General features: G+C 53.9%; 12 protein-coding genes and 7 tRNA genes. 16 read left to right on the top strand and 3 right to left on the bottom strand.

Translation table 11 applies throughout. The annotated features are described in order from the left end of the window. Positions 1 to 51: 51 nt before the first annotated feature. On the bottom strand, positions 52 to 1,719 hold the full coding sequence (gene glnS / locus HV242_RS06215; protein ID WP_025204665.1) for a glutamine--tRNA ligase: 1,668 nt from the start codon (positions 1,717 to 1,719) through the stop codon (positions 52 to 54). A 169-nt stretch (positions 1,720 to 1,888) separates the two neighbouring features. Further along, entirely contained in the window at positions 1,889 to 3,838 is a 1,950-nt protein-coding gene (gene nagE / locus HV242_RS06210; RefSeq protein WP_040016938.1) for a PTS N-acetyl glucosamine transporter subunit IIABC, read from the bottom strand. A gap of 326 nt (positions 3,839 to 4,164) precedes the next feature. Between nagE and nagB the strand changes: the two genes are divergently transcribed. From nagB to HV242_RS06150, 12 genes are all read left to right on the top strand, one after another. Then, positions 4,165 to 4,965, top strand: coding sequence for a glucosamine-6-phosphate deaminase (nagB, locus tag HV242_RS06205; protein ID WP_008501061.1), 801 nt, complete (start codon positions 4,165 to 4,167; stop codon positions 4,963 to 4,965). 55 nt (positions 4,966 to 5,020) lie between these two features. Then, the gene (nagA, locus tag HV242_RS06200; protein ID WP_032681419.1) at positions 5,021 to 6,169 is read left to right on the top strand and encodes an N-acetylglucosamine-6-phosphate deacetylase; all 1,149 of its coding nucleotides are present in this window, start codon (positions 5,021 to 5,023) and stop codon (positions 6,167 to 6,169) included. Positions 6,170 to 6,177: 8 nt separating this feature from the next. Next, the gene (gene nagC / locus HV242_RS06195; protein WP_014169139.1) at positions 6,178 to 7,398 is read left to right on the top strand and encodes a DNA-binding transcriptional regulator NagC; all 1,221 of its coding nucleotides are present in this window, start codon (positions 6,178 to 6,180) and stop codon (positions 7,396 to 7,398) included. Between the two features lie 45 nt (positions 7,399 to 7,443). Next, a complete protein-coding gene (gene nagD, locus HV242_RS06190) occupies positions 7,444 to 8,196 on the top strand; it encodes a ribonucleotide monophosphatase NagD (RefSeq protein WP_020884984.1) in 753 nt (250 codons plus the stop codon). 249 nt (positions 8,197 to 8,445) lie between these two features. Then, the gene (gene asnB, locus HV242_RS06185) at positions 8,446 to 10,110 is read left to right on the top strand and encodes an asparagine synthase B (RefSeq protein WP_050737388.1); all 1,665 of its coding nucleotides are present in this window, start codon (positions 8,446 to 8,448) and stop codon (positions 10,108 to 10,110) included. Positions 10,111 to 10,337: 227 nt separating this feature from the next. Next, positions 10,338 to 10,414, top strand: a tRNA-Met gene (locus tag HV242_RS06180). 8 nt (positions 10,415 to 10,422) lie between these two features. Continuing rightward, a tRNA-Leu gene (locus HV242_RS06175) sits at positions 10,423 to 10,507 on the top strand. 23 nt (positions 10,508 to 10,530) lie between these two features. After that, positions 10,531 to 10,605: transfer RNA gene (locus HV242_RS06170), tRNA-Gln, on the top strand. Between the two features lie 32 nt (positions 10,606 to 10,637). Continuing rightward, positions 10,638 to 10,712: transfer RNA gene (locus HV242_RS06165), tRNA-Gln, on the top strand. Positions 10,713 to 10,729: 17 nt separating this feature from the next. Beyond that, a tRNA-Met gene (locus HV242_RS06160) sits at positions 10,730 to 10,806 on the top strand. 44 nt (positions 10,807 to 10,850) lie between these two features. Beyond that, positions 10,851 to 10,925: transfer RNA gene (locus tag HV242_RS06155), tRNA-Gln, on the top strand. Between the two features lie 37 nt (positions 10,926 to 10,962). Beyond that, positions 10,963 to 11,037 (top strand) — tRNA-Gln (locus HV242_RS06150). 96 nt (positions 11,038 to 11,133) lie between these two features. On the opposite strand, the gene ubiF is transcribed toward HV242_RS06150, so the two are convergent. After that, the gene (gene ubiF, locus HV242_RS06145) at positions 11,134 to 12,309 is read right to left on the bottom strand and encodes a 3-demethoxyubiquinol 3-hydroxylase (protein WP_050737389.1); all 1,176 of its coding nucleotides are present in this window, start codon (positions 12,307 to 12,309) and stop codon (positions 11,134 to 11,136) included. A 136-nt stretch (positions 12,310 to 12,445) separates the two neighbouring features. On the opposite strand from ubiF, the gene miaB reads away from it, so the two are divergent. The 4 genes from miaB (at position 12,446) to corC (ending at position 16,513) form a co-directional block, all read left to right on the top strand. Next, complete coding sequence (miaB, locus tag HV242_RS06140; protein WP_020884986.1) at positions 12,446 to 13,870, top strand: tRNA (N6-isopentenyl adenosine(37)-C2)-methylthiotransferase MiaB; 1,425 nt, start codon at positions 12,446 to 12,448, stop codon at positions 13,868 to 13,870. Between the two features lie 164 nt (positions 13,871 to 14,034). After that, positions 14,035 to 15,081: a PhoH family protein gene (locus tag HV242_RS06135; RefSeq protein ID WP_020884987.1), complete on the top strand. Its 1,047-nt coding sequence runs from the start codon at positions 14,035 to 14,037 to the stop codon at positions 15,079 to 15,081. Next, entirely contained in the window at positions 15,078 to 15,545 is a 468-nt protein-coding gene (ybeY, locus tag HV242_RS06130) for an rRNA maturation RNase YbeY (protein ID WP_040016936.1), read from the top strand. Before HV242_RS06135 ends, ybeY begins: the two co-directional genes overlap by 4 nt. 89 nt (positions 15,546 to 15,634) lie before the next feature. Further along, on the top strand, positions 15,635 to 16,513 hold the full coding sequence (gene corC / locus HV242_RS06125; protein ID WP_014169132.1) for a CNNM family magnesium/cobalt transport protein CorC: 879 nt from the start codon (positions 15,635 to 15,637) through the stop codon (positions 16,511 to 16,513). Positions 16,514 to 16,515: the final 2 nt, after the last annotated feature.

Raw genomic sequence — 16,515 nt, 5'->3', positions numbered from 1 at the left:
AAAAACGCCGCATTACGCGGCGTTTGTCTCTCATTGACCAGAGCAGCGTTATTATTCGCCGACTTTAGTCCAGGTATCACGCAGGCCAACGGTACGGTTAAACACCGGTTTTTCCGAGGTACTGTGACGGCTGTCGAGGCAGAAGTAGCCTTCACGTTCGAACTGGAACGCTTTGCCCGCTTCAGCGGCTTTCAGAGACGGCTCAGCATAACCCTGCTTGATGACCAGAGATTCCGGGTTGATTGTCGCCAGGAAGTCTTCTGCTGCACCTGGGTTAGGCACGCTGAACAGACGATCATACAGGCGAATTTCAACCGGCAGCGCATGTGTTGCACTTACCCAGTGGATCACGCCTTTCACTTTGCGGCCATCTGCCGGATCTTTGCTCAGGGTTTCAGCGTCGTAAGAGCAGAAGATGGTGGTGATATTCCCTTCCGCATCTTTCTCAACACGCTCAGCTTTGATCACGTATGCGTTACGTAGACGCACCTCTTTACCCAGCACCAGACGCTTGTACTGCTTGTTCGCTTCTTCGCGGAAGTCAGCACGATCGATCCAGATTTCACCGCTGAACGGCACGTCACGGGTGCCCATTTCCGGTTTGTTCGGATGGTTAGGCATGGAGACCATTTCGCTCGCGCCTTGCGGGTAGTTTTCGATAACCAGTTTTACCGGATCGATGACGGCCATTGCGCGCGGCGCGTTGTCGTTCAGATCTTCACGGATGCAGGATTCCAGAGAGGCGATCTCAATGGTGTTATCCTGCTTGGTCACGCCGATGCGCTTACAGAACTCGCGAATAGACGCGGCAGTATAACCACGGCGACGCAGACCCGAGATGGTTGGCATACGCGGATCGTCCCAGCCCTCAACGTGCTTGTCGGTCACCAGCAGGTTCAGCTTACGCTTGGACATCACCGTGTATTCCAGATTCAGACGAGAGAATTCGTACTGACGCGGATGCACCGGGATCGTGATGTTATCCAGAACCCAGTCGTACAGACGGCGGTTGTCCTGGAACTCCAGCGTACACAGGGAGTGCGTAATGCCTTCCAGCGCATCGCTGATGCAGTGGGTAAAGTCGTACATCGGGTAGATGCACCACTTGTTACCGGTCTGATGGTGTTCAGCGAACTTGATACGGTACAGAACCGGATCGCGCATCACGATGAACGGTGATGCCATGTCGATTTTGGCACGCAGGCAGGCTTTACCTTCCTCGAAGCCACCCGCACGCATTTTTTCAAACAGCGCCAGGTTCTCTTCAACGCTGCGATCGCGGAACGGGCTGTTTTTACCCGGCGCGGTCAGCGTGCCGCGGTATTCGCGGATCTCTTCAGCAGACAGCTCGTCGACATACGCCAGACCTTTATTGATAAGCTCGACCGCATAGGCGTACAGCTGATCAAAATAGTCAGAGGAGTAGCAGATATCGCCAGACCAGTTGAAGCCCAGCCATTGCACGTCATTCTTAATAGACTCAACGTATTCGATGTCTTCTTTTACTGGGTTGGTGTCATCGAAACGCAGGTTGCACTGTCCCTGGTAGTCTTGCGCGATGCCAAAGTTCAGGCAGATCGATTTTGCATGACCAATATGCAGGTAGCCGTTTGGCTCCGGCGGGAAACGGGTATGAACTGTGGTGTGCTTACCACTGGCCAGATCTTCATCGATGATCTGACGAATAAAGTTACTCGGGCGGGCTTCAGCCTCACTCATCGTGGATTCCTCAAAGCGTAAACAACGTATAACGGCATATGATCTTATAAGCCGGACGTAGTGACAACCCTTAAAACGTCTCTGAAGAAAATAATGGGGGCAATTGCTGCAAAAAAAAGCGGCGGAGGAAAACCCCCGCCGCTTAAGGCATGACTCTACTCAGGAGCGATTACTTGCCTTTAATCTCATATAGTGGCGTCTGGCCCGCAACGACCTGACCTTTCGCCTGAATCACCAGGCCGCTGAAGTCGTCGATATTGCTGCAAACGACCGGGCTAATCATGGAGCGCGCGTTAGCGTTCAGGTAATCCAGATCCATTTCCAGAATCGGCTGACCTGCCACCACGTCGGCCCCCTCTTCCACCAGGCGAGTGAAGCCCTGGCCGTTCAGCGCGACGGTATCGATACCCATATGGACAACGATCTCCGCGCCCTTTTCAGTTTCGAGGCAGAACGCATGGTTGGTGTTGAAGATTTTAACGATGGTCCCGGCAGCCGGTGACACCACGGTTTTGTCCGTTGGTTTCACCGCCACACCGTCACCGACAGCTTTGCTGGCAAACGCTTCGTCAGGCACCTGCTCAATCGCAACCACTTCACCGGTAATCGGTGAAACCAGCGCGGCAATGGTCGTTGCGTTAGGGACGGCCTGCGGTTTTGCCACTGGGGCTTCCGTCACTGGCGCGCTGTTCGCTGCAGAAGCCGCGATCGGTCCACGGGCAACCACTTTCTTCATTTCATCGCCAATCGATTCCGCTTTCGCACCCACGATAACCTGGATGGTCTGCTTGTTCAGTTTCACCACGCCGGATGCGCCAAGGCGTTTACACATGGCATCGTTAACGCGCGCAGAATCACCTACCGTCAGGCGCAGACGGGTAATACATGCATCGATAGCTTTCAGGTTATCCGTACCGCCTACTGCGGCAATATAATTGGTTGCCAGCTGGGTCAGCCCTTCTTCGGTATTGCTGTTAGCTTCGCCAGTAACGATGTCGTCTTTCGTATCTTCGCGGCCTGGTGTTTTCAGGTTAAACATACGAATGACTGCGGTGAACAGAACGAAGTAGATAACGAAGAACACCAGACCCATTGCGACCAGCATCCAGACGTTCTTGCTCGCCGCGGGCAGGTTGTACATCAACACGTAGTCGATCGCGCCGGCGGAGAAGGAGAAGCCCGCATGGATACCCAGCAGCGTTGCAACAAACAGGCTAATACCCGTCAGCACAGCGTGCATGAGGTACAGCAACGGAGCCAGGAACATGAACAGGAATTCCAGCGGCTCAGTAACACCGGTCAGGAACGCGGTGATGGCAACTGACAACAGCATCCCGCCAACCATTGGACGACGCGCTTTCGGTGCGGCCAGGTACATAGCCAGCGCCGCGCCCGGCAGACCAAACATCATGATAGGGAAGAAGCCCGACATGAACATGCCCGCGGTGCCGTCACCTGCATAGAAGCGGTTGATATCCCCGTGGAATACCGCGCCAGCGGCGTTGGTAAACTCACCAATCTGGAACCAGGCAATGGTGTTCAGCACCTGATGCAGGCCGGTTGGGATCAACAGACGGTTGATGAAACCGAAGATACCCGCACCCACTGCGCCAGCGGAAACAATCCACTCACCGCCCGCATGGATAGCGTGCTGCACCGGTGGCCAGATGTAGCCGAAGATCGCGGCCAGAATCAGACAGAAGAAGCCTGTCGCAATCGGCACAAAACGTTTTCCACCGAAGAAGCTCAGGAAGTCTGGCAGTTTGATCCCCGCCCAACGGTTATAAACAGCCCCGCCGACCAGACCGGTAATGATACCTGCCAGAACGCCCATGTTAATTTCTGGGTTTATCGTCACCATCGCTTTCGTCAGGATGAAGTAACCGACAGCCCCGGCCAGCGCCGCTGCACCCGCGCTGTCTTTTGACCAGCTGGATGCCACACCGATGGCGAAAATCAGCGCCAGATTGTCAAAAATCGCGCCACCCGCTTGCGCGATAAATGGCACATTAAGCAGATCGGGTTGCCCGAATCGCAGCAGCAGTGCTGCAACCGGTAGCACGGCGATAGGGAGCTGCAAAGCCCTACCGAGGCGCTGGAAAAAACCTAAAATATTCATCCTATTCCCCCTACGAGACCCTTATTAAGGCTCGTGCATAAACTATGTTTTTATTGTGTCGACAACGATAAATACAGTTGATGATTCACTGGCATTGTGAGTGTGTGAAAAATTAATTCGTATCGCAAATTAAACACGTATTTTTTGTGATTTTTGTCACCAAATATCGTTAATAACCCTCCCTTTCTCTGGCTAACAGTGAAAACTTATTTTATCATTCAAAAAATCAAGACGGATTGATCCGGCCTGAAAGGTTCCAGGTTACGCTTAGTTCAGGTTCCGATAGCCATCCGCCCACTCTTCTACTTTAACTCTTGAGGTGAACAATGAGACTGATTCCCCTGGCAACTGCTGAACAAGTCGGTAAATGGGCCGCCCGTCATATCGTTAACCGTATTAACGCGTTCAAACCCACCGCCGATCGTCCTTTCGTTCTCGGCCTTCCTACCGGCGGCACGCCGCTGACCGCGTATAAAGCCCTGGTTGAGATGCATAAAGCAGGCCAGGTTAGCTTCAAACATGTTGTGACCTTCAACATGGATGAGTATGTCGGCTTACCCAAGGATCATCCGGAAAGCTACCATAGCTTTATGCACCGTAATTTCTTTGATCACGTTGATATTCCGGCTGAAAATATTAACCTGCTGAATGGAAACGCGCCTGATATTGACGCAGAATGCCGTCAGTATGAAGAAAAAATCCGTTCCTACGGTAAAATCCACCTGTTCATGGGTGGCGTGGGCAACGATGGTCATATCGCGTTCAACGAACCGGCCTCTTCTCTGGCTTCCCGTACGCGTATTAAAACCCTGACCCATGACACGCGCGTGGCAAACTCCCGCTTCTTTGACGGTGATGTTAACCAGGTACCAAAATACGCCCTGACCGTAGGCGTAGGCACCCTGCTGGATGCCGAAGAAGTGATGATTCTGGTTCTGGGCGGCGTGAAAGCGCAGGCGCTCCAGGCTGCCGTTGAAGGCAACGTTAACCACATGTGGACCATCAGTTGCCTGCAGCTGCATCCAAAATCAGTCATCGTGTGCGACGAACCGTCCACGATGGAGTTGAAAGTGAAAACGCTGAAATACTTCAACGAGTTAGAAGCTGAGAACATCAAAGGTCTGTAATTGAATAACCGCCTCTTCATCAAGAGGCGGCCGCTTTTTTTAACCGGGGGTCGTTATGTACGCTTTAACCCACGGTCGGATTTATACCGGCCATGATATTCTGGATGACCATGCGATTGTTATCGCCGATGGCCTGATTGAACGTGTTTGCCCACTGGCAGAGCTGCCGCCGGGGATTGAACAGCGCTCACTCAATGGAGCAGTAATCTCCCCCGGTTTCATCGACGTACAGCTGAACGGCTGCGGCGGTGTGCAATTTAATGATACCGCGGAGGCGGTGACGGTCGACACGCTGGAAATCATGCAGAAAGCCAACGAGAAATCGGGCTGCACCAGCTATCTGCCAACCCTCATCACCAGCAGTGATGAGCTCATGAAACAGGGTATCCGCGTGATGCGCGACTACCTGGCAAAACACCCTAATCAGGCGCTGGGTCTGCATCTTGAAGGACCGTGGCTGAACATCGTGAAAAAAGGGACGCATAACCCGGATTACGTGCGTAAACCTGACGCTGAGCTGGTCGACTACCTGTGTGCCAACGCCGATGTGATCACCAAAGTGACGCTGGCTCCTGAAATCGCGGGACCTGACGTTATCAGCAAACTGGCCGCCGCCGGGATTGTCGTTTCAGCGGGCCATTCAAACGCAACGCAAAAAGAAGCGAAAGCAGGTTTCCGCGCCGGCATTACCTTTGCGACGCACCTGTACAACGCGATGCCGTATATCACCGGTCGTGAACCTGGGCTGGTCGGGGCAATTCTCGATGAGCAGGACGTTTACTGCGGCATTATTGCTGACGGCTTGCACGTTGATTACACCAACATTCGCAACGCCAAGCGCCTGAAAGGTGACAAACTCTGTCTGGTAACCGATGCCACCGCACCGGCAGGGGCAAATATTGAGCAGTTCATTTTTGCCGGTAAAACAATATACTACCGCAATGGACTGTGTGTTGATGAAAACGGTACGCTGAGTGGTTCCTCCCTGACGATGATAGAAGGGGTGCGTAACCTGGTTGAACATTGCGGGATTGCGCTTGATGAAGTCCTGCGTATGGCGACCCTTTATCCTGCGCGCGCGATGGGCGTAGATAAACAGCTTGGCGGAATTGCACCAGGTATGGTTGCAAACCTGACGGCATTCACACACGATTATAAAATTATCAAGACCATCGTTAATGGTAACGAGGTCGTCACTGAGTAAGTAAAAGTATGACACCAGGCGGACAAGCTCAAATCGGTAATGTCGATCTCGTTAAACAACTTAACAGCGCGGCGGTTTATCGTCTGATTGACCAACACGGGCCAATCTCGCGCATTCAGATAGCCGAACAAAGCCAGCTTGCTCCCGCCAGCGTGACAAAAATTACCCGTCAGCTCATTGAGCGCGGACTGATCAAAGAAGTCGATCAGCAGGCCTCCACCGGAGGCCGCCGCGCCATCTCTATTATTACCGAAACCCGCAATTTTCAGGCGATTGGCGTCCGTCTTGGTCGTCATGACACCACCCTTACGCTCTATGATCTGAGCAGCAAAGCCATCGCGGAAGAACACTACCCGCTTCCGGAGCGCACTCAGGAGACGCTGGAACACGCGCTGCTGAATACCATTGAACACTTTATCGAGAGCTGTCAGCGCAAAATCCGTGAACTGATTGCGATCTCGGTGATCCTGCCAGGCCTGGTAGACCCCGAAAGCGGCGTGATCCGTTATATGCCCCATATAAAGGTTGAGAACTGGGGGCTGGTAGATGCGCTGGAAAAACGCTTTAAAGTGACCTGTTTCGTGGGGCACGACATCCGCTCACTGGCCCTGGCAGAGCACTACTTTGGTGCGAGCCAGGATTGTGAAGATTCGATTCTGGTGCGCGTACACCGCGGGACAGGAGCAGGCATCATCTCTAACGGCCGCATTTTTATTGGCCGCAACGGTAACGTCGGTGAGATTGGTCATATTCAGGTAGAGCCGCTTGGCGAACGCTGCCACTGCGGAAACTTTGGCTGTCTGGAGACGATTGCCGCCAACACGGCGATTGAACAGCGGGTGCGCCATCTGCTTGAACAGGGTTACCAGAGCCGCGTCACGCTGGACGATTGCAAGATAGGGACTATCTGCAAAGCCGCCAACAAAGGCGATGCGCTGGCCTGTGAAGTTATTGAGCAGGTGGGTCGCCATCTGGGTAAAACCATCGCCATCGCCATCAACCTGTTTAACCCGCAAAAAGTGGTGATCGCCGGTGAGATTGTGGAGGCCGAGAAGGTCCTGCTGCCCGCCATTGAAGGCTGCATTAACACTCAGGCGCTGAAAGCCTTCCGCCAGAACCTTCCCGTCGTTCGTTCTAAGCTTGACCATCGCTCAGCGATAGGCGCATTTGCGCTGGTTAAACGCGCCATGCTCAACGGTATTCTGTTGCAACATTTGCTGGAAAGTTGATCGGGTCTTATAGTAACGCCTTCTTTTTTTGATGTCGGAATGTCCATGACCATTAAGAATGTAATTTGTGATATCGACGGCGTGCTGATGCACGACAACGTTGCTGTACCAGGTGCTGCGGAATTTCTTCACCGCATCATCGACAAAGGAATGCCTCTGGTTCTTCTCACGAACTACCCTTCTCAGACCGGTCAGGACCTGGCAAACCGCTTTGCCACAGCAGGCGTCAACGTGCCGGACAGCGTGTTTTATACCTCTGCCATGGCCACCGCTGATTTCCTCAAGCGCCAGGAAGGAAAAAAGGCCTACGTGGTGGGTGAAGGGGCGCTGATCCACGAGTTATATAAGGCAGGGTTTACCATCACAGATGTGAACCCGGACTTTGTGATCGTTGGCGAAACGCGCTCCTATAACTGGGAGATGATGCACAAAGCCTCCTACTTTGTTGCCAACGGTGCGCGTTTTATTGCCACCAACCCGGATACCCACGGCCGTGGTTTTTACCCTGCCTGCGGCGCGCTGTGTGCCGGTATCGAAAAGATCTCTGGCCGGAAACCGTTCTACGTGGGCAAGCCCAGCCCGTGGATCATCCGTGCCGCGCTGAACAAGATGCAGGCCCACTCCGAAGAAACGGTGATTGTCGGCGACAACCTGCGCACCGATATCCTGGCCGGATTCCAGGCGGGCCTGGAAACCATTCTGGTGCTTTCCGGTGTCTCCACGCTCGACGATATTGACGCCATGCCCTTCCGACCGAGCTGGATTTATCCCTCCGTCGAAGAAATTGATATTATCTGATCCCAAACCACGCCTCAGCGCGTGGTTTTTTATTTTCACGCCCGACAAACAACCTCACATCTAACAAAACAGCCGATTTATTGCATAATCATCAATAAAAGCGTTCATGACGTACTCGTTTTTCACTATTCGGCAATCAGCATTGCACTATTTCCGTTTTATCCCGTAAAACCCTTGCGCGCCCTCCCCCTTTGCGGCATTTTCATAAGCAAGCAACATTACAAAGCAACAGGGTTAACGGAGAAGGTTATGTGTTCAATTTTTGGCGTACTGGATATTAAAACTGACGCAGGCGAACTGCGTAAAAAGGCACTCGAATTGTCCCGCCTGATGCGCCATCGCGGCCCGGACTGGTCCGGCGTTTACGCCAGCGATAAAGCCATCCTGGCACACGAACGTCTGTCCATTGTTGACGTCAACGCCGGTGCGCAGCCGCTGTATAACGAGAAAAAAACACACGCGCTGGCTGTCAACGGTGAAATCTATAACCATCAGGCGCTGCGCGCCGAGTACGGCGACCGTTACGCCTTCCAGACCGGTTCTGACTGTGAAGTGATCCTGGCGCTGTATCAGGAGAAAGGCCCGGAATTCCTCGATGATCTGCAGGGTATGTTTGCCTTCGCCCTGTACGACAGCGAAAAAGATGCCTATCTGATTGGCCGCGACCATATTGGTATTATCCCGCTGTATATGGGTCACGATGAACACGGCAACTTTTATGTCGCCTCAGAAATGAAAGCCCTGGTGCCGGTTTGCCGCACCATTAAAGAGTTCCCGGCAGGAAGTTACCTGTGGAGTAAAGACGGCGAGATACGTCAGTACTATCAGCGCGACTGGTTCGACTATGATGCGGTTAAAGACAACGTGACTGATAAAGCCGAACTGCGTCAGGCGCTGGAAGATTCTGTTAAAAGCCACCTGATGTCAGATGTGCCTTACGGTGTACTGCTCTCCGGCGGGCTGGACTCGTCCGTGATCTCCGCGATCACCAAGAAATTCGCCGCGCGTCGTGTTGAAGATCAGGAACGTTCAGAAGCCTGGTGGCCGCAACTGCACTCCTTTGCTGTGGGCCTGGAAGGCGCACCGGATCTGAAAGCCGCGCAGGAAGTGGCAAACCATCTCGGTACCGTGCACCATGAGATCCACTTCACCGTGCAGGAAGGCCTGGATGCGATCCGCGATGTTATCTACCACATCGAAACCTACGATGTGACCACCATTCGCGCTTCCACGCCGATGTACCTGATGTCGCGTAAGATCAAAGCGATGGGCATAAAGATGGTGCTCTCCGGTGAAGGGTCTGACGAAGTGTTTGGCGGCTACCTCTATTTCCACAAAGCGCCGAACGCAAAAGAGCTGCACGAAGAGACAGTACGTAAACTGCAGGCGCTGCATATGTTTGACTGCGCACGCGCCAACAAAGCGATGTCTGCCTGGGGGGTGGAAGCCCGTGTTCCCTTCCTGGATAAGAAATTCCTCGACGTGGCAATGCGCATCAACCCGCAGGACAAAATGTGCGGCAACGGCAAAATGGAGAAACATATCCTGCGTGAATGTTTCGAATCCTACCTGCCGGCGAGCGTGGCATGGCGTCAGAAAGAGCAATTCTCTGACGGTGTCGGGTATAGCTGGATCGACACCCTGAAAGAGGTGGCGGCAAAACAGGTTTCCGATCAGCAACTGGAAACCGCGAGCTTCCGCTTCCCGTACAACACGCCAGGCTCCAAAGAAGCGTATCTGTACCGTGAAATCTTTGAAGAGTTGTTCCCGGTGCCGAGTGCGGCGGAGTGTGTTCCGGGCGGCCCGACCGTTGCCTGTTCTTCGGCTAAAGCCATTGAATGGGATGAATCTTTCAAGTCAATGAACGATCCATCAGGACGTGCGGTAGGCGTACACCAGTCTGCCTATAAGTAATCGAAAAGCATCCAATCAGGCCCTGCGGGGCCTGATTTTTTTTGCCCCCTATTTCACTCCCCAAAAACGATAAATAACCAATAATTGCCGAATATTCGGTCACGCTGTTCGCAACCTAACCAAACAGTCACATTCCGGCTATTTTCGTTGAAAAAGGTGTTGACGCTGCAAGGGTCTATACGCATAATGCGCCCCGCAACGCCGATAAGGTAACGCGAAAAAAAGATGGCTACGTAGCTCAGTTGGTTAGAGCACATCACTCATAATGATGGGGTCACAGGTTCGAATCCCGTCGTAGCCACCATCTTTTTTGCGGGAGTGGCGAAATTGGTAGACGCACCAGATTTAGGTTCTGGCGCCGCAAGGTGTGCGAGTTCAAGTCTCGCCTCCCGCACCATTCCCAGGTAAGCGTTGCACGGATGGGGTATCGCCAAGCGGTAAGGCACCGGTTTTTGATACCGGCATTCCCTGGTTCGAATCCAGGTACCCCAGCCATATTTCTTCGATTTTGCGGTTCTCCGCGGTATTGGGGTATCGCCAAGCGGTAAGGCACCGGTTTTTGATACCGGCATTCCCTGGTTCGAATCCAGGTACCCCAGCCATCGAAGATTGCAGTACTGGCTACGTAGCTCAGTTGGTTAGAGCACATCACTCATAATGATGGGGTCACAGGTTCGAATCCCGTCGTAGCCACCAAATTAGTCATCTGTCGAATGATTCGGTAGACGAGAAAAAATTGTTGGGGTATCGCCAAGCGGTAAGGCACCGGATTCTGATTCCGGCATTCCGAGGTTCGAATCCTCGTACCCCAGCCAATTTAAAAAAGTCGTTAAGCACATTGTTTAACGCAATTGGGGTGTCGCCAAGCGGTAAGGCTCTGGTTTCTGATACCAGCATTCCGGGGTTCGAATCCCTGCACCCCAGCCACTTAGTAACAAAAAAGCCCGCTCTGCGGGCTTTTTTGTTTTTGTTGGATTATGTACCGCATCCGAAAGCCCTCTCCCGCAGGAGAAGGCGCCCAGATTAAAGGCCTAACGCGTACTTCAGCGCCTGACGCTTCAGCCCACCGGCACGCTCCGCCGCCATCAAACCAATGTTACGCAGAATGCGCACCGGACCAAGATCGTTACTGAACCCGGCGTAAAACAGATCCATCCCCGACTGCATGATAAAGTTATCCGCCATACGTCGCGTCTGGTAACGTTTCAGTACCGGATGGCTGGCCCAGGCCTCCGCGTGGGCGCGCGCATTGCCCAGCACATCCAGTAAAGCCTCAACGTCACGGTATCCCAGGTTCACGCCCTGCCCCGCCAGCGGGTGAATGGTGTGTGCCGCATCCCCCACCAGCGCCAGCCCTGCACGGGCATACTGCAATGCATGGCGACGGGTAAGCGGAAACGCCCCGGCGGCAACCGGCATGACGTTGCCCAGACGGCGTGGGAAGTGCTGATGGATCTCTCGCTGCAGCTGCTCCATTGACAGCCCCTGCAACTGACGAATGCGCGCCGGTTTGTCATACCACACCAGCGACGCCCAGCGATCAAACAACGGTAAAAAGGCATGCGGGCCATTCGGGGTAAAGTGCTGCCAGGTGCTCTCACCCGGGTCATTCTCACACTGCACGGTGATCAACATGCACGCCTGCTGGTACTGCCAGGCATGAATGCCAATTCCCGCCATTTGCCTGACCTGTGAGTTGGCACCATCCGCTCCGACAACCAGCCTCGTGGCCAGCTCATCCCCCTTATCCAGCTCAAGCAAATACCCGCCTTCGTGGGGATGCAGTGCGTTAAGTGACGCCGGGACGCGCAGCGCCACTTTCGGATGCGCCTCCAGGGCCTGCCAGAGCGCCAGCTGGAGGACCGTGTTTTCCACCATATAGCCCAGACGGGGCAGCTTCAGTTCAGCGGCATCAAACGCGACATGCGCATTCTCCCACTCCCAGGTTTCGAGACGGCTGTAAGGGTGCGCGCGCATCCCGAGCACGGCATCCCAGACGCCCAGCCCGCGCAGCAGATCGACAGAGGCGGCGCTGATAGCTGAAATTCGCACATCCGGCTTTGCCGTCGGGTCAAACGCAACAGGGGCAGCCTGCTCGATAACCGTCACCTCAAATCCCTGCTGCGCCAGCCCCAGCGCGAGTGCGCCGCCGACCATACCGCCGCCGACAACGGCAATTTCGGTTTGTTGGAGAGTCATGGTCAATTATCCTTAATGGTATATACCTTAAGTTTACCGGATTTTTTCGGTCTTGAGGTTGACAACCTTCATACTGGTCACAACCGCAGCAAAGCATTACAATACGCGCCCTGCATTCCTGAGCATGAGCAAGTCGATGACAAAAAAACTCCATATAAAAACCTGGGGCTGTCAGATGAACGAATACGATTCATCCAAGATGGCCGATCTGCTGGATGCCACGCACGGGTATCAACTGACTGACAACGCGAACGAAGCGGACGTGTTGCTGCTCAATACCTGTTCGATCCGTGAGAAGGCGCAGGAGAAGGTGTTCCATCAACTGGGCCGCTGGAAGCTTATCAAACGCAAAAGACCCGATGTGATCATTGGCGTGGGTGGGTGTGTGGCCTCGCAGGAAGGCAAACTGATCCGCCAGCGTGCTCACTATGTTGATATTATTTTTGGCCCGCAGACGCTGCACCGCCTGCCGGAGATGATCAACGCCGTTCGCGAGAATCGCCGCCCGGTGGTTGACGTAAGCTTCCCGGAAATCGAAAAATTTGACCGTCTGCCAGAACCACGCGCGGATGGTCCAACAGCCTACGTCTCCATTATGGAAGGCTGTAACAAGTACTGCACCTATTGTGTCGTACCGTATACCCGCGGCGAAGAAGTGAGCCGTCCGACTGACGACATTCTGTTTGAAGTGGCGCAACTGGCGGCACAGGGTGTGCGTGAAATTCACCTGCTGGGCCAGAACGTCAACGCCTGGCGCGGCGAGAACTACGACGGTACCACCGGCAGCTTTGCAGAACTGCTGCGCCTGGTGGCCGCGATCGACGGCATCGACCGCCTTCGCTTCACCACCAGCCACCCGATGGAATTTACCGATGACATCATTGATGTGTATCGCGACACGCCAGAGCTGGTGAGCTTCCTGCATCTGCCGATTCAGTGCGGTTCCGACCGCGTGCTGAACTTGATGGGACGTCCACATACGGTACTGGAGTACAAATCCATCATCCGCAAGCTGCGTGAAGCCCGTCCTGACATCCAGATTAGCTCCGACTTTATCGTTGGCTTCCCGGGCGAAACCACGGATGACTTTGAGCGCACGATGAAGCTCATTGGCGAAGTGAATTTTGACGTCAGCTACAGCTTTATCTTCTCAGCGCGTCCAGGTACTCCTGCGGCCGATATGGTCGACGATGTGCCGGAAGAAGAGAAAAAGCAGCGTCTGTATATTCTGCAGGAGCGTATCAACCAGCAGGCCAACGCCTGGAGCCGTCGTATGGTCGGCACCGTCCAGCGTATTCTGGTGGAAGGCACTTCCCGTAAGAGCATTATGGAGCTGTCAGGACGCACCGAAAATAACCGCGTCGTGAATTTTGAAGGCACGCCAGACATGGTCGGTAAATTTGTGGACGTGGAGATTGTCGACGTACTGACCAACTCCCTGCGCGCGAAAGTGGTCCGTACCGAAGACGAAATGGGTCTGCGCATCGCACAGTCGCCGGAATCCGTCATGTCCCGCACCCGCAAAGAAAGCGACGCTGGCGTCGGCATTTACCAGCCATAACGCCATCCGGCCTGCCGGTTCGGCAGGCCTTGTATTTCCTCTCATCGCCCCCAATATCTTCCGCAACGCTTGCGCCTTTATTCTATGGCGTGAATAATTTCGGTAATGACCGTTTTATTACGCCAGGTGGCACCGGGTCAGTTAATCAATCAAAGAGGAACAGTTTGAACATAGATACGCGTGAAATTAGCCTTGAGCCAGCAGACAACGCTCGCCTGCTGAGCCTGTGCGGGCCGTTTGATGACAACATCAAACAACTGGAGCGACGTCTGGGTATCGAAATCAATCGTCGCGATAATCATTTCAAACTCACCGGACGCCCTCTCTGCGTCAACGCCGCTGCGGATATTCTGCGTAGCCTGTATGTGGATACCGCCCCAATGCGCGGTGAAATACAGGATATCGAGCCAGAACAGATCCACCTCGCGATCAAAGAGGCGCGCGTGCTTGAGCAAAGCGCAGAAAGCGTGCCGGACTATGGCAAGGCCATCAATATTAAGACCAAACGTGGCGTCATTAAGCCGCGTACGCCAAACCAGGCGCAGTACATCGCCAACATTCTCGACCATGACATCACCTTCGGTGTGGGCCCGGCGGGTACGGGTAAAACCTATCTGGCCGTTGCCGCGGCGGTTGATGCGCTCGAACGCCAGGAGATTCGTCGCATCCTGCTGACCCGTCCGGCGGTGGAAGCGGGTGAAAAACTGGGCTTCCTGCCAGGCGATCTGAGCCAGAAGGTTGACCCTTACCTTCGTCCGTTATACGACGCGCTGTTCGAGATGCTCGGCTTTGAGAAAGTTGAGAAGCTGATTGAGCGTAACGTGATTGAAGTTGCCCCGCTCGCCTATATGCGCGGCCGTACGCTGAATGATGCATTCATTATTCTCGATGAAAGCCAGAACACTACCATCGAACAGATGAAAATGTTCCTGACACGTATTGGCTTTAACTCAAAAGCGGTCATTACCGGTGACGTCACGCAGATTGACCTGCCGCGCAGCACCAAATCGGGTCTGCGCCATGCCATTGAAGTGCTGGCCGACGTCGACGAAATCAGCTTTAACTTCTTCCACAGCGAAGACGTGGTCCGTCACCCGGTTGTGGCGCGCATCGTTAACGCTTATGAAGCATGGGAAGAAGCAGATCAGAAGCGTAAGGCCGAACTGGCCGCAGAACGTAAGCGCGAAGCGCAGGAGCAAGAACAAAAATGAGTCAGGTGATCCTCGATTTACAACTGGCATGTGACGATAATTCCGGCTTGCCAGAAGAGGCACAGTTTCAGACATGGCTGGATGCGGTTATCCCCCCGTTTCAGGAAGAATCAGAAGTCACGATTCGTCTGGTGGATGAAGCCGAAAGCCATGAGCTTAACCTGACCTACCGCGGGAAAGATAAGCCGACCAACGTGCTCTCTTTCCCCTTCGAAGCCCCACCGGGAATTGAGATGCCGCTGCTGGGCGATCTGATCATCTGCCGCCAGGTCGTGGAACAGGAAGCTAAAGAGCAGCAAAAACCGCTGGAAGCCCACTGGGCGCATATGGTGGTACACGGTAGCCTGCATCTGCTCGGCTACGACCATATTGAAGATGACGAAGCGGAAGAGATGGAGTCCCTCGAGACAGAGATAATGCTTGCTCTGGGCTATGAGGATCCGTACATTGCCGAGAAAGAATAGTCAGTCGACCGACTGACTAACATGCCGCCGCGTAGGGAAATAGCGCGGCGGTAAACGTTGAACTAACAAGAGAACCCTTAACAAACGCCATGAGCGACGACAATTCACACAGTAGCGACACGACAAACACCAAAAAGGGATTTTTCTCCCTCATTCTGAACCAGCTTTTCCACGGCGAACCTAAAAACCGTGACGAACTGCTGGAGCTGATTCGTGATTCCGGGCAAAACGACCTTATCGATGAAGATACGCGCGAAATGCTCGAAGGGGTAATGGACATCGCCGACCAGCGCGTTCGCGACATCATGATCCCCCGCTCGCAAATGATCACCCTGAAACGTAACCAGACTCTGGACGAGTGCCTCGATGTGATCATCGAATCCGCACACTCGCGTTTCCCGGTCATCAGCGAAGACAAAGATCACATTGAAGGGATTTTGATGGCGAAAGATCTGCTGCCGTTTATGCGCAGCGATGCCGAAGCCTTCAGCATGGAAAAAGTGTTACGCCAGGCCGTGGTTGTGCCGGAAAGTAAACGTGTGGATCGGATGCTGAAAGAGTTTCGCTCTCAGCGCTACCACATGGCGATTGTTATTGATGAATTTGGTGGCGTTTCCGGTCTCGTCACGATCGAAGATATCCTTGAGCTGATCGTGGGCGAAATCGAAGATGAGTATGACGAAGAAGAGGATATCGACTTCCGTCAGCTTAGCCGCCACACCTGGACCGTCCGCGCGCTGGCCTCGATTGAGGACTTTAACGACGCCTTTAGTACCCATTTCAGCGATGAAGAGGTCGATACCATTGGCGGGCTGGTGATGCAGGCCTTTGGCCACCTTCCGGCACGCGGCGAGACCGTTGACATCGACGGTTACCAGTTCAAAGTGGCAATGGCCGACAGCCGACGTATTATACAGGTTCATGTCAGAACGCCGGACGACTCACCGGTGCCAAAACTGGAAGATTAATG

This window comes from Enterobacter sp. RHBSTW-00593 (assembly GCF_013784105.1).
Lineage (GTDB): Bacteria > Pseudomonadota > Gammaproteobacteria > Enterobacterales > Enterobacteriaceae > Enterobacter > Enterobacter ludwigii.
Note: the sequence above shows the minus strand (reverse complement) of the source record. Positions and strands in the feature narration are given on the sequence as shown.

Coding starts and splice junctions, on each gene's coding strand:
- nagB (WP_008501061.1), top strand. CDS start 4,165: ATGAGACTGATTCCCCTGGCAACTGCTGAACAAGTCGGTAAATGGGCC.
- asnB (WP_050737388.1), top strand. CDS start 8,446: ATGTGTTCAATTTTTGGCGTACTGGATATTAAAACTGACGCAGGCGAA.
- nagC (WP_014169139.1), top strand. CDS start 6,178: ATGACACCAGGCGGACAAGCTCAAATCGGTAATGTCGATCTCGTTAAA.
- nagA (WP_032681419.1), top strand. CDS start 5,021: ATGTACGCTTTAACCCACGGTCGGATTTATACCGGCCATGATATTCTG.
- glnS (WP_025204665.1), bottom strand. CDS start 1,719: ATGAGTGAGGCTGAAGCCCGCCCGAGTAACTTTATTCGTCAGATCATC.
- corC (WP_014169132.1), top strand. CDS start 15,635: ATGAGCGACGACAATTCACACAGTAGCGACACGACAAACACCAAAAAG.
- ubiF (WP_050737389.1), bottom strand. CDS start 12,309: ATGACTCTCCAACAAACCGAAATTGCCGTTGTCGGCGGCGGTATGGTC.
- nagD (WP_020884984.1), top strand. CDS start 7,444: ATGACCATTAAGAATGTAATTTGTGATATCGACGGCGTGCTGATGCAC.
- miaB (WP_020884986.1), top strand. CDS start 12,446: ATGACAAAAAAACTCCATATAAAAACCTGGGGCTGTCAGATGAACGAA.
- nagE (WP_040016938.1), bottom strand. CDS start 3,838: ATGAATATTTTAGGTTTTTTCCAGCGCCTCGGTAGGGCTTTGCAGCTC.
- ybeY (WP_040016936.1), top strand. CDS start 15,078: ATGAGTCAGGTGATCCTCGATTTACAACTGGCATGTGACGATAATTCC.